This is a genomic window from Pelagibacterium limicola (genome assembly GCF_015694405.1).
In the GTDB taxonomy this organism is placed as follows: domain Bacteria; phylum Pseudomonadota; class Alphaproteobacteria; order Rhizobiales; family Devosiaceae; genus Pelagibacterium; species Pelagibacterium limicola.
This window is the reverse complement of record NZ_JADQDB010000002.1, coordinates 137,552-158,947: the sequence shown is the minus strand read 5'-3', so window position 1 is coordinate 158,947 and position 21,396 is coordinate 137,552. Positions and strand designations below refer to the sequence as shown.

Below are 21,396 nucleotides of genomic sequence, written 5' to 3'. Positions count from 1 at the left end.
GTCTGTGCTTTTACGCTCCAAGTGGGGACGATGGCCGACCGGCTCTGACGGCATTCCAGTTTTCGTCCTAAAAATGCTGATTGAGGCGACTGTATTCGGCTAGCCTACGCTCACACGCACAGATCGGAACAATCTGGGCTAACCGAGCCGCTTAGGCATTTGAAATCGCCGAAATATGGTAGGCTCGCCGGGACTCGAACCCGGGACAACTCGATTAAAAGTCGAGTGCTCTACCAGCTGAGCTACGAGCCCTGAACCAGGGTGGTCGCCTGTGCTGGCCGACGACGCGCGGAACATAGTGCCTCAAGGCGCGGTGTCAACCGCTTTCTCGCAGCGCTCAGTCTGGCCAGGGAGCACCCTCGAACGGCACCGGCTCGCAGGCCATACCCATCACGATGAGCGGCTCGCAAAGGATGCCCGCATCCTCTGCGCTCGAAAGGGGACCGGCAATGATGCGCGCGCTATCCACGCTTTCGACTTCGCCGAGCACAAAAGACATTCCCGTCAGAAGCGGCCCGGTTTGGGAAAGAATGTATCCGCGCTGACCGGGTGCTGCATCCAGCGCAACCTCATGACCAATAGCGATACCGTATTCGAGCCCGCCAAGTCGGGGCGGGAGCGGCTGGTCGAACGGATCCCCGATTTCATCGAACAAGGCACTGTGCCGCACGATAACGATACCGCCATCGGCTTCGTAGACTTCAGGGCTTGCCCCTGCAATCGACGCGGTCAGGATCGAGCGGTCGATATCGCTATGGAGAGGCAGGGACTCAATGAGGATTGGCAGGCTACGTTCTACCGCCGCCAGGCGACGGATCATCTCCCCACTGTCGTCATCGAGAAGGTTCAGCCGCGCGAGTAGTGTACGCGCCTCCCGCATTAGGCGCTGGTTCTCGGCCCGGACATCGAGCATCTGCGCCCGCATCTGGTTTATGTTGCCGCCATCCATCCGCGTGGTATGCAGCCCCGCGATGATATTTTCCGGAACAAGGGGAGCAAGATTGGCCGAAATGACGGCGAGCGTGCCGCAAACCAAGGCCGCGATACCCCAGAGGGAAACGTCGGTATGCTCGAAATTGAGGCTCGGCAGGGCCAAGGCTGACTCCCGGATAGGATGGCGAATCGGTCTATTTGCTTGGCGTATTGTCCTTCAGAGAAGTTATGGTTTTACCAACACCTTGCTGCCATAAAAATGCGCGATGCCGCCTCTCTGAAAGACGGGCGGCGGGGAGAACCGAATGAGCGAATTGTTGACCATCGTGCTGGCCGCGGGCGAAGGCACGCGGATGAAGTCGGCAAGGCCGAAGGTGCTTCACACCGTTGGCGGATTGCCAATCGTGGGGCATGTCGTCAAGGCGGCGCATGGCGCAGGGTCGGGACAGATTGCGGTCGTGACTGGACCGGAACATGGCGCCGTGCGCGAGGCTCTCGCCAAGCTGATTCCTGGCATCACCTATTTCGAGCAGACCGAACGGCGCGGCACCGCGCACGCCGCCTCGATGGCAGAACCCGCCTATATCGGCGCGCAAGGCCATGTGGCGATCGTTTACGGGGACCATCCCTTGCTCCGCTCAGAAAATTTCGAGGCGATCAAGGCCCGGCTAGCAGCCGGGGTCGACGCCGCCATACTCGGTTTCGAGCCTGCGGACCCCACAGGTTACGGACGCTTCATCACCAATGGGGAAAAGCTCCTGGCCATTCGTGAGCACAAGGACGCCAGTGAGGACGAACGCAGGATCGGGCTGTGCAATGCCTGCATCCTGGCCTTCCGGGCCGAGGTTTTCCGCGAACTTATCGGCAAGATTGGGACCAGCAACGCGCAGGGCGAATTCTATGCCACCGATCTCGTGGAGCTGGCCAACGACGCCGGCTATACGGTTGGTTATGCGGTCGCACCCGAAGAGGACGTGATGGGCGTTAACGACAGGGTGCAGCTGGCAAGGGCCGAGGCGATTTTCCAGAATCGCCGACGCGAGGAAATGATGCGCAATGGCGTTACGCTCATCGACCCGCAGTCCGTTTATTTCTCCCATGACACCGAGATTGCAGCAGATGTCGAGATCGAGCCCAACGTGGTGTTCGGTCCCGGCGTAACCGTCGAGCGCGACGTGGTGATCCACGCGTTCTCCCATATCGAGGGTGCGCATATCGGTGCGAAATCCTCGGTCGGACCGTTCGCGCGGCTGCGTCCCGATGCGGTCCTTGCGGAGGGCGCCAAGGTGGGGAATTTCGTCGAAATCAAAAAAGCGAATATCGGCAGCGGTGCAAAGGTCAGTCACCTTACTTATATCGGGGATGCCGACATCGGTGCACGGGTCAACATCGGAGCTGGAACGATCACCTGCAACTACGACGGGTATAACAAAGCCCGAACAGTTATCGGGGAGGGGGCCTTTATCGGGTCGAACTCGGCACTTGTCGCGCCCGTGGAAATCGGCTCCGGCGCCTATGTGGCCTCGGGTTCGGTCATTACGGAACCGGTGGCCGATGAGGCTCTGGGTATTGGCCGCTCGCGTCAGATCAACAAGCCTGGTTATGGCAAAATCCTCAACGAGCGCTTCAAGGCGCAAAAGGAAAAGAAGTAGGGGTAACCGGCATGTGTGGAATAGTCGGAATCATCGGCATCCAACCTGTCGCCGAACGGCTCGTCGAAGCTCTTCGGCGGCTTGAATATCGCGGCTACGATAGCGCCGGCATTGCCACTCTGACCTCGAACGGCCTCGACCGCCGGCGGGCCGAGGGCAAGCTTGGAAACCTCGCCAACAGGCTATCGATGGAGCCGATCGAGGGGCTAATTGGCATCGGCCACACGCGCTGGGCGACTCATGGCGGCGCCACCGAGCGCAATGCGCATCCGCACATGACGCAACGGGTTGCGGTCGTCCACAATGGTATCATCGAGAATTTCCGGGCGCTGCTCGACGATCTGGCGCGCGACGGCTATCGACCCCAGAGCGAAACAGACACCGAGTCCGTTGCGCTGTGGGTGACCCGTGCCATTGACCGCGGCGCGACGCCCGAAGAAGCGGTCGCGGCACTGCTGCCGGAACTGCGCGGTATGTTCGGTCTGGTTTTCCTGTTTGCCGATCATCCCGACCTCCTGATTGCTGCCAGGCAGGGCTCTCCGCTCGCCGTCGGCCATGGCAAAGACGAGATGTATCTGGGATCGGATGCCTATGCGCTTGCGCCTTTCACCAAACAGGTGACCTACCTCGAGGAAGGCGACTGGGCGGTGATCCGACCGGGCAGCGTCACGATCCGGGATTTCTCGGGGAAGCGTGTGGACCGCGCGCGACAGATTTCGACGGCTTCGGCGGCCTTGGCCGACAAGGGCAACCATCGCCATTTCATGGCCAAGGAAATCTACGAGCAGCCCGAAACTGTGTCGCATACGCTCTCCCATTATGTCGATCTATCGAGCGAAAAGGTCATGCTGCGCGAGAAGCTGCCTTTCGATTTCGCCCAGCTCTCACGCCTGACAATCACCGCCTGCGGCACCGCCTACTATGCAGGGCTTGTCGCCAAATACTGGTTCGAGAAGTATGCGCGGCTGGCCGTCGAGGTCGATATTGCATCCGAGTTTCGCTACCGCGAGCCCCCGCTACCCGAGAACGGGCTAACGCTGGTCATTTCGCAATCCGGCGAAACGGCGGACACATTGGCGGCGCTCCGCTACGCTGCCAAATCGGGCCAGCATGTCGCCGCGCTCGTGAATGTGCGGGAATCGACCATTGCCCGCGAGGCCCATGTCGTATTCCCCACGCTTTGCGGGCCTGAAATCGGGGTGGCATCGACCAAGGCCTTCACCGCTCAATTGACGGCGCTTGCCAGCCTCTCCGTAGCGGCGGGCTTCGCGCGCGGCGTCTTGAGCGAGGATAAGGCGCACGACCTTGTGCGGGCGCTGATCGAATTGCCCGGCGCAATGGCCGACGCCTTGCGACACGAGAACCATATCGAGGAGATTGCCCGCAATCTCTCCAAGGCTTCTGATGTGCTTTACCTGGGGCGGGGGCAGATGTTCCCGCTGGCCCTGGAAGGCGCGCTCAAGCTCAAGGAAATTTCCTATATTCACGCCGAAGGCTATGCGGCAGGCGAACTCAAGCATGGCCCGATCGCACTCGTGAACGAGGAATTGCCGGTCGTCGTCGTCGCTCCCTCGGACGACCTCATGGAGAAGACCATTTCCAACATGCATGAGGTGGCCGCCCGAGGGGGCAGGATTGTCCTCATCACCGACGACAAGGGAGCAAAGGAAGCCGGCAATGGCGCACCCCATGTTATCGCCATGCCGGAAGTCAACCCGTTCGTCGCACCCATTGTTGCCGCCGTACCAGTGCAATTGCTGGCGTACCACACAGCGGTATTCATGGGCACTGACGTTGACCAACCGCGCAATCTCGCCAAATCGGTAACCGTGGAATAAGCGAAAGGATCAGATGAGCGAAGACGAAAAGCAGCCCGAACACATCGAAGTCATCCTTCCCGCGCCCAAGGTTTCGCTCGGTCGCAGGCTGGTGAACTACTTTTTCGCCGGTCTTGTGCTTACGGGTCCGATTGCCATCACGCTTTATCTTGCGTGGACGGTAATTGGCTGGATCGACGCTGCGATCGTGCCGCTCATTCCGCGGCAGCTCAATCCCGATCAATACCTGCCGTTTTCGGTGCCCGGAATCGGGCTCATTGCAGCCTTTGCCGCTATCACGCTGATCGGTTTTGTGGCGGCGAACTTCATCGGACGGAGGCTCTTCGCGTTCGGCGAACGACTGGTCGGCCGCGTGCCGGTGCTCTCCTCGGTCTATAATGCGCTCAAGCAGATCTTCGATACGCTCATCACCCAGCGCGGGACGAGCTTTAAAAATGTTGGCCTGATCGAGTATCCGCGCAAAGGCGTCTGGGCTGTCGTCTTGATCGCATCCGAGGCACGCGGGGAGGTGGCGCAGAGGCTGTCGGGCGAGGATCATATCGGGGTGTTCATGCCCACGACGCCAAACCCCACCACCGGGTTCCTAATGTTCCTGCCGCGCTCGGAAGTGATCGTGCTGGATATGAGTGTGGAAGAAGGTGCCAAGCTCATCATATCGGCTGGTCTCGTCACCCCGCCCTATGTGCCGGGGCAAACCAACATCGTTCCTGACCGCCCTAGCCAGCCTTGATCAGCGGTATCGCAAGGTCCTTGCGGAAGATGTAGAGCAAGATCCGCAGCGCTTCGCCCTCAGGCCCCCTGAGTCCCGGATTGCGGTCGAGTGCGGCGCGGGCGTCGTTGTGGGCGATTTCGAGCAGGTGGCTGTGCACGTCCGGTACAGCAATGCGATAGCCCGGCATTCCTGATTGCCGGGTGCCCAGGAGATCGCCATGGCCTCGTAGTTCGAGATCCTTTTCGGCGATTTCAAAGCCGTCGTCGGTGCGGCAGATGGTTTCGATGCGGGCCTTGGCGGTTTCGCTCAATGGTTCGGAATAGAGCAACAGGCAGGCTGAGCGAGCCACTCCCCGCCCGACGCGGCCCCGGAGCTGGTGAAGCTGTGCCAAACCAAAGCGTTCGGCGTGCTCGATAATGATGATGGTCGCATCGGGCACATCGACGCCGACTTCGATCACCGTTGTGGCCACGAGAATCTGCGCATCTCCGATTTGGAAACGTTCCATCGCGGCCTGCTTTTCAGCTCCGCTCATCCGCCCGTGCACAAGTGCGACCTTGTCGCCAAATGTCTTTTTGAGTTCTGCGTAGCGATCCTCGGCGGAAACGACATCCAGAACCTCGCTTTCCTCGACCAACGGGCACACCCAATAGGCCTGCACGCCCTCATCGAACCGGGACTTGAGGCGGGCGAGCACCCGCTCATACTCAGCGATCGGCAGGGCGGCTGTATCAATGGGCTGACGCCCAGCAGGCTTTTCGCGCAGCACCGAAACGTCCATGTCGCCGAAATGGGTAAGAACCAGCGTGCGGGGAATCGGCGTCGCGGTCATCACCAGCAAGTCGGTCTTATGCCCTTTTTCAGAAAGGGCCAGTCGCTGGTGGACACCGAAGCGGTGCTGCTCGTCGACGACAGTAAGTCCGAGATTTAGAAACTCTACACCGGCCTGGAAAAGAGCGTGAGTGCCGACAGCTATGTGAATCGCGCCGCTTGCCAGCCCCTCAACCGCCTTACGGCGTTCCGCGGCGGGCATTTTGCCGGTCATCAGGACGATGCGGAGGCCTGCCTTTTCTGCAATCGGCTGCAGCGTCCGGAAATGCTGGCTGGCCAGCAATTCGGTGGGTGCCATCAGCGCCGATTGCGCACCGCCTTCGGCAACAGCGGCCATCGCCATAAGCGCCACGACCGTCTTGCCAGATCCCACGTCACCCTGGAGCAGACGCGACATGCGGGTAGGCTTGGCGAGGTCGTCCCTAATATCCGATACGGCGAGCCGCTGCCCGTCGGTGAGCGCGAAGGGCAGGGCATCCTCAACCCGTTCCGTCATTTCGCCCGTCACCTTACGTGCAACGCCCGGTGCCTTGATGAGCGTCGAGCGCACCAGGTTGAGCGCAAGCTGGCCGGCCAGATATTCGTCATAGGCCAGACGCAGGCGGGCCGGCGAGACGATGTCGCCCTCGCTGGGGCGCCTGGGGGCGTGGACGTGGCGGAGGGCATCGGCAAAGCCGGGCCATGCCATGATCGTTCTGCGATCCTTACCAATCCATTCGGGGATGATCGGGATGCTATCGAGCGCCGATGCGACGACTTTGCGCAAAGCCTTGGACGACAGACCATGCGTCAACGGATAGACAGGCTCGACAAGCGGCAGCGTGTCGAGCCGATCAGGCTCAACGATGTAGTCGGGATGCGTGATCTGCTTTTCGCGCCCAAAAAAGCCGATTTCGCCCGAAACGTACCGGGTTTCCCCGATGGGGAGGGAGCGTTCCACCCAACCCCCCTTTGCGCCGAAAAAAATCAGCGTGATCTCGCCCGTTTCGTCATGGGCCTTGACCCGGAGCGGGGCACGGTTATTGCCGCGCGGGGGGACGATATGTTCGTCGATATGGAGTTTGAGCGTCGCAATCGAGCCCACTGGCGCGAAAGCCACGCCATTTTGCGCGCGTCGATCGATGACGCCCGACGGCATGTGCATCAACACATCCAGTACGATCGCTTCCTGACCCTCGGGTGTACCGAAGAAGCGTGAGAATAGCGCGCCAAGTTGAGGCCCGACGCCCTTCATGGACGTCAGCGTGCGGAACAGTGGGTTGAGCAGGTCTGGACGCGGCACGATTCGCCCCGGGAGTTTCAATGTTTCGAGTCTACCCCGCGTGCAAAAGGCTGACAAACGCGTGTTGACACCGTATGTAGGCGCTCCAAAAAGAGACGATCCTCACATGATCCAAAGTGAAAGCATTGAGACCCGGCGCAAGCGTGTTCTCTATCGTGCCAACCACCGGGGCACCCAGGAGATGGACATCCTCATCGGAGGTTTCGTTGCTGATGGCATCGAAGGGTTCGATGAAGGAATGCTCGATCGAATCGAGAAGCTCATGGATCAGGAAGAAACCGATCTTCAAGCATGGATACTGGGCCAGCGCGGTATCCCATATACTGTGGATCAGGCGCTTATCGCTGCGATCCGCGACCACAAGTTAGCCAAGGCCGGCGCGTGACCTCCGATCTTTCCGCCCTGCTCGACCGCCCCTCGCGCGTTCTCGCCAACCTGCCGGACGGGATGCAGCCGTTTGTACTCGCGCGCGAGATCGAGCAACGCCTGAAAGAAAGCAATCAATCTCCTGTTTCCATTGTCTTTATCGCGCGCGACGGACGGCGGCTTTTGCGCATGGCAGAGATTTTGGAAAAGGTGCTGCCCGGCCATCCGGTACTCACACTGCCGGCCTGGGATTCGCTTCCCTACGACCGGGTGTCGCCCAATGCGGTGACGATTTCAGCCCGCATGGCGGCGCTCAGCCGACTTGCATATCCCTCGACGCGCGGCGCGGTCGTGTTGACGGCGGTCAACGCCCTGATCCAGCGCGTCGTGCCGCGCGAGATCGTGGCGCGGATGACGTTTTCGGCGGCTGCCGGAGCGATGGTGGACAGCGAAAAGCTCATCGGCTGGGCAGCAGACAATGGTTACCTCCGCGTGCCGACCGTGCGCGAAGCTGGTGAATTCGCCGTGCGCGGCGGGCTTGTCGATCTATTCCCCGCAGGGCAGGAGGCGCCGCTACGCTTTGATTTTTTCGGAGCGCAGCTTGAGACGATCCGCTCGTTCGATCCGGAAACCCAACGGACGACCGGCAACATCAAGCGCATCACGCTGGTGCCGATGAGCGAAGCGATGCTCAACGAAGAGACCATTCGCACATTCCGGCGCAAGTATACGACCGCGTTTGGCGGCAACACGGCCGACGATCCGCTCTATGGCGCGATCAGTGCGGGACAACGCTATCCGGGCATGGAGCACTGGCTGCCGTTCTTCTACGAGAAGATGGAATCGCTTGCCGATTATACGGGAGACGCTCCATACTATTTTGACGAACAGGCCCGGGAAGCCTTCATCGAGCGCCGCGAACAGATTGCCGATTACTACGACGCACGTATGCAGGCGCGTGAGCAGGGGGGCAGTGCAGGGGCACCCTACAAGCCCATTCATCCCCAGCTCCTCTATCACATGGACGAGCCACCCTACGCTCTTGCCCTTGGACGAGAGGTCAGCGAACTTTCGGCGTTCATGCCGGCCGATGAAAGCTTGCCGGTCATCGATTGCGCAGGCCGAATCGCCCCCAATTTCGCCGCCGAGCGGCAGGCGCCCGACACCAATCTCTTCGAGGCGGTCATTGCTCGGATCAAATCCGAGGCACGCGCGGGCCGCAAGACGGTCATTACCTGTTGGACGGAGGGCACGCGGGACCGAATGGGGCAGGTGCTGCGCGACCACGGACTTAAGGCAATCAAGGCGCTCGACAACTGGCAACAGACCGAGGGTATCAAGGTCGGTCAACTGGGTCTTGTCGTGCTGCCACTCGAAACTGGCTATCTCACCGACGATATCGCGGTCCTTTCCGAGCAGGACATCCTGGGCGAGCGCATCATCCGGGCTGCACGCCGCCGCAAGGCATCGGACGCGCTGACCGAGGCTACGAGCCTTTCAGCAGGCGATCTGGTCGTTCACGTCGACCACGGCATTGGGCGTTTTATAGGCCTGAGAGCCATCGAAGCGGCGGGAGCGCCGCACGATTGCGTTGAAATCGAATATGCGCGCGGCGACAAGCTTTACCTGCCCGTGGAAAACATCGAGTTGCTCTCGCGCTACGGCTCGGACGACGGCGCAGAGCTCGATCGGCTGGGAGGGGTCGCCTGGCAGGCCAAGAAATCGCGCCTCAAGCAACGCATCCGCGACATGGCCGAACAGCTCATACGCATCGCGGCGGCCCGCGAGATGGCGACGACCGATCCGGTGGAGGTCCAGACCGGAGCCTACGACGAGTTCTGCACCCGCTTCCCCTATGAGGAGACCGAGGACCAGCTTGCGACCATCGAGGCCGTGTTCGACGACCTGACCTCGGGCCGTATCATGGACCGGCTGGTTTGCGGCGATGTGGGGTTCGGAAAAACCGAGGTCGCGCTGCGCGCGGCGTTCGTGGTCGCGATGAGTGGACGGCAGGTCGCCGTTGTCGTCCCGACAACATTGCTTTCGCGCCAGCATTTCAAGACGTTTTCCGAGCGTTTTGCCGGTCTTCCTGTACGCGTTCGACAGGCTTCGCGACTGGTGCCGGCGGCGGAGATGAAAGCGGTCAGGGACGGGCTAAAGGACGGCAGTATCGATATCGTCATCGGCACTCACGCTCTGCTCTCGAAATCCGTCGACTTCCGCGACCTTGGGCTGCTTATCGTCGATGAGGAGCAGCACTTCGGGGTGGGACACAAGGAACGGCTCAAGGAACTCAAGCACAACGTGCATGTGCTGACGCTGTCCGCGACGCCTATCCCGCGCACACTGCAACTCGCGTTGACGGGGGTGCGCGATCTTTCGCTGCTGGCTACGCCGCCAGTAGATCGGCTGACCATCCGTACGTTCGTGTCGCCTTTCGATCCGCTGGTCGTGCGCGAGGCACTTTTGCGCGAAAAGTATCGGGGCGGCCAGGCGTTCTATGTGTGTCCGCGCATTTCAGACCAGCCCGATATTGCGCAGTTCCTCAAGGACCATGTTCCGGAGGTCAGCTTTGTTGTCGCCAACGGCCAGATGCCGCCCCAGCAACTCGACGACACGATGAATGCCTTTTATGACGGCAAATTTGATGTCCTGGTGGCAACGACCATCGTGGAATCAGGGCTGGACGTGCCGACCGCCAACACCCTTATCGTGCACCGGGCCGACAAGTTCGGTCTGGCCCAGCTTTACCAGATCCGGGGCCGTATCGGCCGTTCGAAAATCCGGGCCTATGCGATCTTCACCGTCCCTCCCGGCCGAAAGCTCAACGATCAGGCGCAGCGGCGACTGCAGGTCCTTCAGTCGCTCGAGTCGCTCGGCGCCGGGTTCCAGCTTGCGAGCCACGATCTCGATATCCGCGGCGCCGGGAATCTGCTCGGCGAGGAACAGTCCGGCCATATCCGTGAAGTGGGGTTCGAGCTCTACCAGTCCATGCTCGAAGAAGCCGTCGCATCACTGAGGAGCGGGCAGGGCGCCGAAGAGGTCGAAGGGCAGTGGTCGCCCCAGATTTCGCTGGGCATGCCGGTCATGATTCCTGAAGGTTATGTGCCCGACCTTCAGGTCCGGATGCAGCTTTACCGCAGGTTGGGAGATCTCACGGAGCCGCGTGAAATCGACGCGTTCGGCGCCGAGCTCATCGACAGGTTCGGGCCGCTGCCCGAGGAGGTCGAGGGGCTCTTGAAGGTTGTACTGATCAAATCTTTCTGCCGCGCAGCCAATGTCGAAAAGGTCGAGGCCGGCCCCAAGGGAGCGCTCGTCACCCTGCGAAACAATACCTTCGCCAATCCGGCCGGTCTTGTGCGGCATATTGCCGACCCGGCACAGGCCGCCAAATTGCGTCCCGATCAGAAGATCATGTTTGCACGCAATTGGCCGGTCGCCGAACATCGCTTGAAGGGCGCGGCTGTAATCCTCTCCCGTTTGGCAAATTTGGCCCAGGAAGGATGAGGCGTTTGTATCACAGGCGCGTGTCATAAAGATTGGAATGGCCCGATCGTCATGCTATTGCCCGATTTCGCCGCTCTTGAGATTGCCCAACGACGAACCCGGTGGGTCAAACCCGCCCAGATGCACAGGAATACCGATGACTGCAAAACACGTCTTTCTTGCCGGCCTTGTGGCCGTGGGACTTTCGATGGGCGGCATGCCGGCTGCGTTTGGCCAAGAGGCTGGCATGATCGACGAAGTGGTAGAGTCCCAGGAGCGCAGGCCCGAAGACAACTGGCTCAAGGTCTGTTCAGATCTCGATGACGGCCGCAAGGCCTGTATCATGCGTCAGGTGGTGACAAATACCGGCGTATTCGTCGGTTCGTTCCTGCTGCGTGACGATCCGAGCCAGGAAAGCCGACTTCTGGCGGTCGCTTCCGTTCCGCTGGGCGTTTTGCTCCCCTTTGGCCTGTCGTGGCAGATTGATGGGGGCAAGCCCGTGCGCGTGCCCTATATGCTCTGCGATCCGCAGGCCTGTTCAGCACAGCTGGTGGTCAACGAAGCCTACGTGCAAAGCCTGAAGCGCGGTGGTACGTTGAAACTGATCGCCAAGAACCGCCTCAATGAAGACGTCACCGTCGAGGTGACGCTCTCGGGCTTCACCGCGGTCTACGACAACCCCGAGGGGCTCGACATTAACGAGCTGAACCGGGCAAGCTCGACTGAAAACGTGCTTGAGCAGGTCCTTCAGGATCGCGCAGAACAGCTTCGCCAGCAGCTTGAGGGCAACGCGACAGGCGATGCTCCTGCCGCAGAAGAAACGCCCACTCAATAACGACTGGTTTTTGTAAAGCCTCTACCGGCCCATGCCGAAAGCGATTGCCCGCTTTCGCAGGGCCGGTATCATTTTGAGGGCCCAGAGGCTGCCGGCCCTCAGCGCTTGAGCGGGCAGCCAATCGGATAACAGCGAGCGGAACAACGAATCCACGAAGGCGCCGGTGCGCGTCAGGTCGCCTGCGCGTGATTGGGCATACGCACGAGCTACGGCATCGGCCCATCCCCAGGATCCCGGATTTGCTGCGGCGAGATTCGCCGCAAGGGCTTCCACGTCGCGTAAGCCGAGATTGAGCCCTTGTGCCCCTATCGGCGGGAAGGCGTGGGCGGCTTCGCCAACCAATACGGCGCCGTTCCTTGCCGCCACGTCCACGCTCAGTGTGGAAAGCGGAAAGATAAAGCTCGGGGTTACCGGCTTTGGCTGTCCGAAAACATGCTTTGATTTCTCGGCTAGCGCGGCGGCGAAGATTTCTGGATCGCGTCGCACTGCTTCGAGAACGTCCGCCTTGTCGATCCAGACAAGATTGGCCTTGTTGCCCCCTGACGGGACGAGCGTGAAAGGTCCATTTGGATAATGGAACTCTGTCGAACAGCCGTCGAGCGGACGCTCGAGTTCGAGGTCACAGACCAGTGCCGACTGTTCAAAGCGCTGTTCGCGCGCCGAAATGCCAGCCAGTTTTCGTACGCTCGATCCCTTTCCGTCCGCGCCCACCAGAAGGCTCACCGACACGAGGGATCCATCGGATAATTCAAGGTGCCAGAACGCATCGTCGCGTACGGCGTTGGTGAGGGTCGCTGTCCTCGTTTCCAGGTTGTCCAGCAACTGGGCCGCCCGCTCGAACGATTCGGCCAGAGCCGTGTTGGCGAAATTCCATCCGAAGGCCTCGTCTCCAAATTCCGCCGAATCAAAAAGGGTCTCCGGTGCGCGCAGAAGGCGGTCCGTGGCGTCGATGATACGGATCTGGCTCAATGGGATGCCAAGAGCGTGCGGGTCGCCGATGAGATTTGCAGCGCGCATGAACTCGACACTCGGCAACATCAAAGCCGAGGTTCGCCGGTCTTCCGGCGCGGATGGCGCGATATGGATGGTTCGGAATCCGCTGCGTGCTGCCACCACGGCGGCAGCCTTTCCGGCCAACCCGCCGCCCACAACTGCAACGTCCGCTGCTTTGCGCATTGACTGCCCTTTCGTTTCCTATCGAAGATAGGGCTGCATGCCCGATCGAACAAGGCGGGGCAGGACGATGCGATCAAATGCCCCTGTTTTGCCTTTGTTGACGGAGAATGTGCGCGCCGGGCGGGCATCATCTCGATAGTGGGAACGTACATCTGATGTTTGAATTGCTGTTCGAGCCGGCCTTGTGGGGCGTACTTGCAATCCTTATCGGGCTCGAGCTGGCTCTCGGGATCGACAATGTCGTTTTCGTATCGCTCATTATGGGCCAGGTGCCGGAGGAGCAGCGGGAACGAGTGAGGCGGATCGGCCTCGCGATCTCGGTCGTCGTGCAAATCCTTTTGCTGATGGTCATGCTGTGGATTGCCGGTGTTGACCGCGTTGCGTTCACGATCGGCGGCTGGTCTCCGAGTTGGAGTGCGTTGGCCTTTCTCGCTGGTGGCCTTTTTCTCGTTCACAAAGCGGTCGGGGAGCTTCATGTCCACATTGAGCGGGGGCGCGCGCCCCTGGCGGAAACACCTCTTCCCAAACGCGGTACCGGAATGGTTGCGATCATTGTTCAGGTCGCCCTTATCAACGCGGTGTTTTCGGTCGATACGATTGTCACCGCAATCGGCATAACGCGGTCCGTGGAAGCGATCGTTGCGGCTATTCTCATAACGACGGCAATCATATATTTCGCGGCAGGTCCGATCGCGGCATTCATTGCCCGTCATCAGTCGGTGCGCGCGCTTGCGCTGGCCTTCCTGCTTATAATCGGCGGGTCGCTGATCGCGGAAGGAATAGGCCTGAGGCCCGATCCCCTATTGCTTTACGTGGCCATTGGCGGCGGATCGCTTGTCCTTGCCATCGTCAAGCTCATCGAACTTCGCAACAAAGACCGAGCGGCGGCATCGGACGCGATTGCGACGCGTGAAGAGCCCGTACTGGATGCCCAGCGGGTCGCGCCAGAGCCGGAACAAGAAGCGAAACCGGAACCAGGGTACGAACCGGAACCGGCAATGGAGACAGATCAAGAGCCGCACGTGGATAGCGGCGAAGAGGTGCTTGAGGAGCCTGTCCCGCCTGTGCAAAAGTCTGCGCCGAAACGCCGAGCGCGTCGCAAGGCGGCGCGCGTATCCAACCCGTCACCGCAAGGATAGCGAATTCCATGAAAGCAATTGTCGTCGAACGGTTCGGTGGTCCAGAGGTCATGGCGCTCAGGGACAGTGACGCCGGCGAACCGGGTTCGGGCGAGATTCGCATCCGCCATCATGCTATCGGCGTCAATTTCATCGATACTTACCATCGCACCGGGCTCTATCCCAATCCGCTTCCTCTCATTCCGGGCTCGGAAGGGGCCGGCGAGGTCCTCGCAGTGGGACCAGGAGTGACTGCATTTAAACCGGGCGACAGGGTTGCCTATCAGGGGACGATCGGCGCCTATGCGCAGGAAAGGACAATGCCTGCTGCCAAGGCAATCCTTCTTCCCGATTCCATAAGCTACGAGACCGCCGCTGCGATTATGCTTAAAGGGCTCACCGCCTATTACCTCCTGTTCCTCACCTGGCCGGTGAGGGCAGGGGAGACGATCCTTTTTCATGCCGCGGCGGGCGGCATGGGGCTGCTCGCCTGCCAATGGGCCAAGTCCATCGGCGCAAGGGTTATCGGCACGGCAGGCAGCGGGGAGAAGGTCGCACTGGCGCTGGCGAACGGTTGTGATCGGGTCATCAATTACGCCGAGGAGAATTTCGTCGAGCGCGTCCGTGAAATCACAAATGGCAAGGGCGTTGACGTCGTCTACGACGGCGTCGGGAAGGCGACGTTCGAGCCTTCGCTCGATTGCTTGCGGCCGCTTGGGTTGATGGTGAGCTTCGGGAATGCGACCGGACCCGTATCGGTACCCGACTTAGGGATACTCGCCCGCAAGGGTTCGCTTTTTGTCACCCGTCCCACGGGTGCGCACTATTTTGCCGAACGTGACGCGCTTGTCGCGGGGGCCAAGGCTCTGTTCAATGCCGTCGAAACCGGGGCGGTCAAGCCCCATATAGGCCAGACCTATCCGCTGGCCGAGGCCGCCGAAGCTCACCGTGCGCTTGAATCCCGTAAGACGGTCGGCTCGACAATTCTCATTCCTTGATAAATCGAATGGGCCGGGCAACGCTGATTGGATTTTCAGCGATCCTCATGTGGTCGCTACTGGCGGTGCTTAGCGCCCTTTCTGGTGCTGTTCCGCCTTTCTTGCTATGCGCCATCTCGTTTGCTATCGCGACCTGCATCGGCGTGGGGGTGGGCGCGCTATCGCCGAAGCCGACAGAGACAACGAAAGTACCGCTTCTCGCCGGGGTCGTGGGCGTCGCAGGCCTTTTCGGATATCATTTCCTCTACCTGTCGGCGGTGCGCAACGCGCCTGTCGTTGAGGCCAATCTCATCAACTATCTTTGGCCTCTGCTGATCGTGGTCGGTTCGGTGCTGATGCCCGGGGAGCGACTCAAATGGCACCATTTGACCGGTGCAGGATTAGGATTGGCGGGTGCGGCCTTGATCGTCACAAATGGCGGGCAATTCGCCTTCGCGCCGCAATACATGTTGGGCTATTGTTTCGCCTTGCTCGCTGCGGTCACTTGGGCCAGCTATTCGTTGATCTCCCGTCGTTTCGTCTCCGTTCCCACGCGAATGGTCACATGGTATTGCGCGGGAGCCGCCGTCCTGTCGCTGGCCTGCCACCTTGCGCTAGAAGAAACCGCCATGCCCGCGGATACCGGGCAATGGTTGGCTGTTATCGGCCTGGGACTGATGCCGATGGGCGGAGCGTTCTTTGTCTGGGACTATGGGGTCAAGCACGGCAATATCCAGGTGCTCGGGGCTGCGAGCTACGGGGCGCCGCTACTTTCAACGGCGATCCTAGTCCTCGCGGGCATCGCACCATTAACGCCCGCCATCGTTCTGGCCTGCCTGCTGATTGCCGGTGGAGCGATTTTAGCCTCGAAAGACATGATCTTGCGCCCGCGCGACAAAAATGCGCCAAGGGCCGTAACGTAACCAGTCTGGACAGCGGGGCGACGAGTCTTTAAATCGCATCGTGCAAGCAGCACGCCGCACATAGACGAAACGGGTGGGTGGCAGAGTGGTTGATTGCACCGGTCTTGAAAACCGGCGGGCGCGAGAGCGTCTCGGGAGTTCGAATCTCCCCCCACCCGCCAAGTGCCTCCAGGGCTGGATCGCTATGCTCGCTCCATCCTTACGAACTCCTCGATCCGCCCTTCAATTGCCCGTTTAAAGCGGTCCTTGTCGGCTTCGCCAGCTTCGATCAGTTCCTTTACCCGCCAGAATTCCAGCAACCCGAAGGGATTGACTGGCGCGCGCACGTAGATATCGGGCGGGTACTTTTCCAGTTGGGCGTCGATGATGGTCTGCATAAGGATCTGGGTCGCAACCAAGCCGGCATCGACGACACCGGGGAGGATTTCCGGCGGATTATGCTCCGGTCCCCCGTTGACGTCGATGGCGACCAAGATGTCGCCTTTGTCCATAATCTGGTCGACGGGCACCGGGTTCACGACACCGCCGTCGATAAAAACGCGGCCACCGAACGCGACCGGCCTGAAGGCCGCTGGAATTGCTAACGAAGCGGCAATCGCACGCTTTAGCGGACCTTTATCGAAAACCACCTGTTCCCAGGAGTAGTAGTCAGCCGCAATAGTGCAAAAGGGGATCCGGAGATCCTCGAAAGTCTCAGGAAATCCGTCCGGCAGATAGGCTTCCGTGACGCTCTCGGCATCGGCTTGAAAGCTGATGCCGTTCTGCAAGAATCCCACAAGGCTTGGGCGATGCGCGTTCCAGACCGTGCCGGCAATCAGCTGAAAGCTGCCGAGCACGTCGAGCGCGTATTCGCGCAACTGGCGTCCACTCAAGCCGGCCGCCCACCCCGCGCCGATCAGCGCGCCGATCGAAGTCCCGGCTACAGCCGAAGGGTACAATCCAAGCTCATCGATCGCTTCGATATAGGGGATGTGGGAAAGACCACGCGCGGCGCCTCCACCCAAAGCGACGCTGATGCGTGGAGCGGTAGAATCCGCGATTTCGAAAGTCATCGTCTATGCCTTGCAGTCCCGACAATGACTAATCTAGTCACGCGGAGGAAGGGATACAACTGCTTGGCATCAACTGCCGGCTAACGAAGTCCGTCTCGTTCGGCCATTCTGCTCGCGCATGGCGCGAAACGTCGCCAGATCGGTCACGGTTGCCATGCCGCCATCCCTGCGCCGATACGCGATTTCCCATGCGCGCTCGAGGATTTCCTCAATGGTGAGGCTAAGCTCGGTGGGCAGGCTGCCTGTTCGCCCGAGTATGTCGAGCACGGCATCGGCCTGACCGCACAGGGCCTTTTCAGGTATGTCTATTTCGCGTTCGGTCTGCATGGGGCGAACACTACTCGCGAGAAATGAAAACGGTAGCAAACAAGACCGCGAGCATTTGAATTAAAGCGGCGATCCGTATTCTACCAACTGAAAACCGCTAGAGTCGGGGCGGTGTTCGGTTTTCCTTTTCGGCCTCGGTCATACGCTGATAGCGCCGGCGAGTGACGATGAACATTACCACCGCGACGACCGCCGCCCCGCCCAGCATCACGATGCCGAATTCCGCGGCAGAGAGGTTGAGCGTCAACAGCGCGACAATCGCAACCAAAATGCCCGCGGCGATCAGTAGAAGGCGTTTATTGCTCATGTGTCCCTCGCGATGGCTTGCGCGTATTGCTCGATGGTCTACCGTTTAGCTTGTCATTGCAAGTGTGCCGCGCCACCCCGGACGGCGCAGGACAAGGAGGCGGAGACATGACGGTCGGCACGCGCGATCTTCCGATGCCCAGGCTGATGCCGCTGGGGGATTGCGCGCTGCTGGTGCGATTTTCCGAAAGGATCGAGGAAGCCGCAACGCTGGCTATCGTCGCCTTTGCTGATGCGGCAGCACGAGCGGGACTACCCGGTGTCGTCGATATCGTTCCCAACCTGGCGTCTGTGCTGCTGCGATATGACCCTGAGAAGACCGGCTTTGCGGAGCTTTCTGCCGAGGTGCGTCTGCTCGTGTCACGCCCTATGCGATCCCCATGCGAGTCGGCACATCACTCGGTGGCGATCCGTTTCGGTGGTGAAGCAGGCCCGGACCTCGACGATGCCGCCCAGGCGCTGGGCATGAACCGCGAAGCGTTTATTGCGCAACACAATCGGCGCCCCTTGCGGGTTTTGGCGACGGGTTTTGCGCCGGGCTTTGTCTATTGCGGGTTGCACGGGGACGATATGAAGCTGCCGCGCCGCAGCGCGGTACGGGACCGCGTGCCGGCGGGAAGCGTGCTGTTTGCGGCCGGGCAGACGGCAATCACGTCGACGCCCCTACCGACCGGTTGGCATGTCATCGGCCATACTGAATTCGCCAATTTCGACGCGAGCAAATGCCCACCGACCCGAATGAGAGCTGGCGATACCGTCAGTTTCGAGGTTCTACCGTGAGCGTGATCACCGTCCTGCGCGCAGGTCCGCTGGTTACCGTTCAGGATATGGGCCGACCGGGACAACTCGCGTATGGCGTGAGTGCGTCGGGCGCTCTGGACAAAGGCGCTTACGGGTTAGCGGGAGCGTTCGTTGGGGCGCGCAGCGGGGCCGCGCTCGAGTTCAGTTCGCTCGGACTTTCATTCCGCTATTCCGGCGAGGATTGCCGCATCGGATTTGCCGGGGGCGATTTTGTGCTGAGTATGAACGGAATGCCCCAACCCTGGCCGAGTTCGGCGATGTTGTCCGACGGGGATGTCGCTGAGATCGCAACCGGCCGCTGGGGTAATTACGGGTATGTCCGATTTGATCGGGAGATCGATTGCGTTTCCGTGATGGGCAGCCGCTCGACCAATGCCGTCGTAGGTCTGGGCGGGCGTGTATTGAAGGAAGGGGACACGCTTAGCCTAATACCGCTCGATCCCCAAACACCGGATGCTGTCCGAATAGACCAAGCGTTCGGCCCGGAGGAACTTCTCGCCCCCATACGAGTCGTCTGGAGCATCCATGCAGACCTCTTCTCCCAAACGGTCAAATCGGCATTCATCGAAACCGACTTTCAGATTACCGCACGCATGGACCGTATGGGCGTGCGGCTCAAGGACGGCCAGGGCGTTTTCAGAAACGCGAAAATCCTTTCGCTGGTCTCGGATTCGGTCGTGCCGGGGGACATACAGATTCTCGGGGATGGCACGCCTATCGTCCTTCTTCGCGACCATCAACCTACGGGTGGCTATCCGCGCATCGCAACGATCATATCCGCCGACCTCGACCGTTTTGCCCAGATCCGTCCCGGCAAGGCGGTGCGTTTCAAGCCGGTAACGCTGGAAACGGCTTATACGGCACTGCGGGCAGGACGACGGTGATGCGACTCCTCGATCTTAATGCCGATCTTGGAGAGGGCATGGGAAACGACGCCGCGCTGTTCGAAATCGTCACCTCCGCTTCGATTGCCTGTGGTGGCCATGCCGGCGATGCACAGACGATGCGATCTGCACTGCGCGCAGCGCGCGTCGCCGGCGTCAGGGCAGGGGCCCATCCGGGGTTCAACGATCCCGGACATTTCGGACGGCGCCGCCTCGCTCAGCCTTCGGAACAGGTTGCGGCCGAAGTCGTCCGCCAGATCGGCGCGCTCTCGGTGATTGCGGTCGAAGAGGATGTTCCGCTTGCCTATTTCAAGCTCCACGGGGCGCTGGCAAATATGGCGGCCGAGGACGAAGGGTTGGCTACGACGGTTTTCAGCGCCGTTACGCAGCGTTATCCCCATCTTGCCGCCCTTGTGCTGGAGAACTCCGCCCAACACTACGCGGCGGAACGGTTGGGTCTCGAAGCGATCGCGGAGGCCTATGCCGACCGTGCCTACCTTCCCAACGGCCTTCTTGTTCCTCGCACGATGGAAGGGGCCGTAATTCATGACGAGGCCACAGTGGAAGCCCGCGGCCGCCGACTGGCGGAACGGGGAGAAATCGTTGCGATAGATGGAAGCGTGATCCAGTCCGCTGCAATATCGATCTGTCTCCACGGCGACACACCCGGCGCCGTGGCGCTCGCGCGGCGTGTAAGGGTCGAACTCGAGCGCATCGGGGCGCTCAAGGGCAAGCAATTTACAGCACATTAAGAAAGTCTACACAAAGCTGTGGTGTTTGGGACTCCCCGAGGGGAAGACACCGTATTTCAGTATTGCGTATCAGGTGCCGCGTATGAGCTCTCGCCCAACCCGCACGTCCCGGCCTTCCGCCGGTCTCACCATCGCCACCTCTGCGCTCGCCGCGGCACTCCTAGCAGGATGTGGTGGGGGCCTGGATCTGTTTGCAGGCAATGAATATTTCGCTGCCTCCAAGATGGGCGTAAAGGCGTCGCCGCGCGTTACGACATCGCGTAACGTACCCAAGGGAGGAGGGCGCTACCATGTCGGGCAGCCCTATACGGTGGCCGGGCAGCGCTTTGTCCCACAGGAGCAGCCCAATCTTGACGTTACCGGGCGCGCTTCATGGTATGGTCCCGCTTTCCATGGGCGGCTGACCGCGAATGGTGAAGTCTTCGACATGAACCATCTCTCCGGCGCGCATCCCACGCTCCCTCTGCCTTCTTACGTACGCGTGACCAACCTGGACAACGGGCATTCGACGTTGGTGCGGATCAACGACCGTGGACCGTTTTCCAATGGCCGGGTTATCGACCTTTCGCGACGAACCGCCGAAGTGCTGGGCTACGCCAACCGTGGAACGGCCAATGTCCGCGTGCAGTATGTAGGCCCCGCGCCGCTCGAAGGCGACGACACCCGTTTTCTCGTGGCCAGCATCAACCAGTTGACCCCTTACGAGATAAACACCAGTACGACGCGTATGGCGTTCAACGATACCCAACCCGCACCTTCTGCCCTGGGCGCCGTCGAGTCCGCAGCACCTGCGGTTCCTGCCGATATCCCGTTCCAGATCCTCTCTTATGGCGGTTCGGGCACGTTGAGCCTGGATACTATCGACGAGATCAACGGTACGGCAGTCGATTTCCGGCTCGGAAGTTTCGATCAAACTACCGCGAGGAGGATCGCCGAGGCGTTTGCAGTGCTGGGCGCTGTCGACGAAGTCTCTGTCACGCACGGCGACCAGACGTCGGTAAGCCTTGCGCTTGTCCATCTTCGCGAAGGTGTGACCACCACGGATGCCGAGGCGCTCGCTCGCTCCCTTGGCTTGAACGATGCAATTTTGTACTAATTGTCCTCAAGTTAGCGGGTCGCCGGAGAAGGCGCGGGGGGCAAGGCAA

General features: G+C 60.6%; 19 protein-coding genes and 2 tRNA genes. 14 read left to right on the top strand and 7 right to left on the bottom strand.

The annotated features are described in order from the left end of the window. Positions 1–176 precede the first annotated feature (176 nt). Together I2G20_RS03735 and I2G20_RS03730 are read right to left on the bottom strand one after the other, a co-directional pair. A tRNA-Lys gene (locus I2G20_RS03735) sits at positions 177–252 on the bottom strand. An 85-nt stretch (positions 253–337) separates the two neighbouring features. Beyond that, on the bottom strand, positions 338–1,096 hold the full coding sequence (locus I2G20_RS03730; RefSeq protein WP_196258352.1) for a hypothetical protein: 759 nt from the start codon (positions 1,094–1,096) through the stop codon (positions 338–340). A gap of 142 nt (positions 1,097–1,238) precedes the next feature. Between I2G20_RS03730 and glmU the strand changes: the two genes are divergently transcribed. The 3 genes from glmU to I2G20_RS03715 are packed head-to-tail and all read left to right on the top strand — an operon-like array spanning position 1,239 to position 5,153. After that, complete coding sequence (glmU, locus tag I2G20_RS03725) at positions 1,239–2,585, top strand: bifunctional UDP-N-acetylglucosamine diphosphorylase/glucosamine-1-phosphate N-acetyltransferase GlmU (RefSeq protein WP_196258351.1); 1,347 nt, start codon at positions 1,239–1,241, stop codon at positions 2,583–2,585. A gap of 11 nt (positions 2,586–2,596) precedes the next feature. Further along, entirely contained in the window at positions 2,597–4,423 is a 1,827-nt protein-coding gene (gene glmS, locus I2G20_RS03720) for a glutamine--fructose-6-phosphate transaminase (isomerizing) (RefSeq protein ID WP_196258350.1), read from the top strand. Between the two features lie 13 nt (positions 4,424–4,436). Further along, on the top strand, positions 4,437–5,153 hold the full coding sequence (locus I2G20_RS03715) for a DUF502 domain-containing protein (protein WP_196258349.1): 717 nt from the start codon (positions 4,437–4,439) through the stop codon (positions 5,151–5,153). Here I2G20_RS03715 and recG read toward each other — a convergent pair. Beyond that, complete coding sequence (recG, locus tag I2G20_RS03710) at positions 5,140–7,248, bottom strand: ATP-dependent DNA helicase RecG (protein WP_196258348.1); 2,109 nt, start codon at positions 7,246–7,248, stop codon at positions 5,140–5,142. The two genes, I2G20_RS03715 and recG, sit on opposite strands and share 14 nt — an antisense overlap. Positions 7,249–7,354: 106 nt before the next feature. On the opposite strand from recG, the gene I2G20_RS03705 reads away from it, so the two are divergent. The 3 genes from I2G20_RS03705 (at position 7,355) to I2G20_RS03695 (ending at position 11,935) form a co-directional block, all read left to right on the top strand. After that, positions 7,355–7,633 (top strand): succinate dehydrogenase assembly factor 2, encoded by a 279-nt coding sequence (locus I2G20_RS03705; protein ID WP_196258347.1) that lies wholly within the window; start codon positions 7,355–7,357, stop codon positions 7,631–7,633. A gap of 62 nt (positions 7,634–7,695) precedes the next feature. Beyond that, positions 7,696–11,121, top strand: a complete 3,426-nt coding sequence (gene mfd, locus I2G20_RS03700) for a transcription-repair coupling factor (protein WP_207747548.1) — start codon at positions 7,696–7,698, stop codon at positions 11,119–11,121. Between the two features lie 136 nt (positions 11,122–11,257). Further along, positions 11,258–11,935 carry an invasion associated locus B family protein gene (locus tag I2G20_RS03695; RefSeq protein WP_196258345.1) on the top strand — a complete coding sequence of 226 codons (678 nt, stop codon included), beginning with the start codon at positions 11,258–11,260 and terminating at the stop codon, positions 11,933–11,935. Between the two features lie 21 nt (positions 11,936–11,956). Here I2G20_RS03695 and I2G20_RS03690 read toward each other — a convergent pair whose 3' ends face one another. Continuing rightward, positions 11,957–13,111: an FAD-dependent monooxygenase gene (locus I2G20_RS03690; protein WP_196258344.1), complete on the bottom strand. Its 1,155-nt coding sequence runs from the start codon at positions 13,109–13,111 to the stop codon at positions 11,957–11,959. 155 nt (positions 13,112–13,266) lie between these two features. Between I2G20_RS03690 and I2G20_RS03685 the strand changes: the two genes are divergently transcribed. From I2G20_RS03685 to I2G20_RS03670, 4 genes are all read left to right on the top strand, one after another. Next, complete coding sequence (locus tag I2G20_RS03685; RefSeq protein WP_196258343.1) at positions 13,267–14,250, top strand: TerC family protein; 984 nt, start codon at positions 13,267–13,269, stop codon at positions 14,248–14,250. Positions 14,251–14,258: 8 nt separating this feature from the next. Further along, entirely contained in the window at positions 14,259–15,227 is a 969-nt protein-coding gene (locus I2G20_RS03680; protein WP_196258342.1) for a quinone oxidoreductase family protein, read from the top strand. 8 nt (positions 15,228–15,235) lie between these two features. Then, positions 15,236–16,129 carry an aromatic amino acid exporter YddG gene (gene yddG, locus I2G20_RS03675; protein WP_196258341.1) on the top strand — a complete coding sequence of 298 codons (894 nt, stop codon included), beginning with the start codon at positions 15,236–15,238 and terminating at the stop codon, positions 16,127–16,129. A 71-nt stretch (positions 16,130–16,200) separates the two neighbouring features. After that, positions 16,201–16,290, top strand: a tRNA-Ser gene (locus I2G20_RS03670). 21 nt (positions 16,291–16,311) lie between these two features. Here the strand turns inward: I2G20_RS03670 and I2G20_RS03665 are convergent. The 3 genes from I2G20_RS03665 to I2G20_RS03655 all read right to left on the bottom strand — a co-directional run bounded on the left by I2G20_RS03665 (position 16,312) and on the right by I2G20_RS03655 (position 17,815). After that, positions 16,312–17,181, bottom strand: a complete 870-nt coding sequence (locus tag I2G20_RS03665) for a patatin-like phospholipase family protein (RefSeq protein ID WP_196258340.1) — start codon at positions 17,179–17,181, stop codon at positions 16,312–16,314. A 69-nt stretch (positions 17,182–17,250) separates the two neighbouring features. Continuing rightward, a complete protein-coding gene (locus I2G20_RS03660) occupies positions 17,251–17,508 on the bottom strand; it encodes a hypothetical protein (RefSeq protein WP_196258339.1) in 258 nt (85 codons plus the stop codon). A gap of 97 nt (positions 17,509–17,605) precedes the next feature. Beyond that, entirely contained in the window at positions 17,606–17,815 is a 210-nt protein-coding gene (locus I2G20_RS03655) for a hypothetical protein (RefSeq protein ID WP_196258338.1), read from the bottom strand. A gap of 107 nt (positions 17,816–17,922) precedes the next feature. On the opposite strand from I2G20_RS03655, the gene I2G20_RS03650 reads away from it, so the two are divergent. The 4 genes from I2G20_RS03650 (at position 17,923) to I2G20_RS03635 (ending at position 21,347) form a co-directional block, all read left to right on the top strand. After that, complete coding sequence (locus I2G20_RS03650) at positions 17,923–18,594, top strand: 5-oxoprolinase subunit B family protein (protein ID WP_196258337.1); 672 nt, start codon at positions 17,923–17,925, stop codon at positions 18,592–18,594. Beyond that, complete coding sequence (locus I2G20_RS03645) at positions 18,591–19,499, top strand: 5-oxoprolinase subunit C family protein (RefSeq protein WP_196258336.1); 909 nt, start codon at positions 18,591–18,593, stop codon at positions 19,497–19,499. The genes I2G20_RS03650 and I2G20_RS03645 overlap by 4 nt, the downstream gene beginning before the upstream one ends. Further along, positions 19,499–20,251 carry a 5-oxoprolinase subunit PxpA gene (locus I2G20_RS03640; RefSeq protein ID WP_196258335.1) on the top strand — a complete coding sequence of 251 codons (753 nt, stop codon included), beginning with the start codon at positions 19,499–19,501 and terminating at the stop codon, positions 20,249–20,251. The genes I2G20_RS03645 and I2G20_RS03640 overlap by 1 nt, the downstream gene beginning before the upstream one ends. 82 nt (positions 20,252–20,333) lie before the next feature. Beyond that, complete coding sequence (locus I2G20_RS03635) at positions 20,334–21,347, top strand: septal ring lytic transglycosylase RlpA family protein (protein ID WP_196258334.1); 1,014 nt, start codon at positions 20,334–20,336, stop codon at positions 21,345–21,347. Positions 21,348–21,396: the final 49 nt, after the last annotated feature.